The following is a 205-nucleotide window of genomic DNA, read 5'->3' on the forward strand; positions in this document are numbered from 1 at the left end:
TGCGGTCGCTTCAGCATCAGCATCAACAAGTGCGGTAGCCTCAGCCTCAGCATCAACAAGCGCGGTAGCTTCAGCATCAGCGTCAACAAGTGCAGTAGCTTCAGCCTCAGCATCAACAAGTGCGGTCGCAAGTGCATCAGCATCAACAAGTGCGGTAGCAAGTGCTTCAGCATCAACAAGTGCGGTCGCTTCGGCTTCAGCATCA

Annotated in this window: 1 pseudogene; it reads right to left on the reverse strand. The window is 54.1% G+C overall.

Annotated features, from left to right (window positions below):
• Positions 1 to 205: pseudogene (locus ADM33_RS11410) on the reverse strand (peptidase); the annotation flags it as partial.

Source organism: Streptococcus oralis (assembly GCF_001075875.1).
Taxonomy (GTDB): domain Bacteria; phylum Bacillota; class Bacilli; order Lactobacillales; family Streptococcaceae; genus Streptococcus; species Streptococcus oralis_I.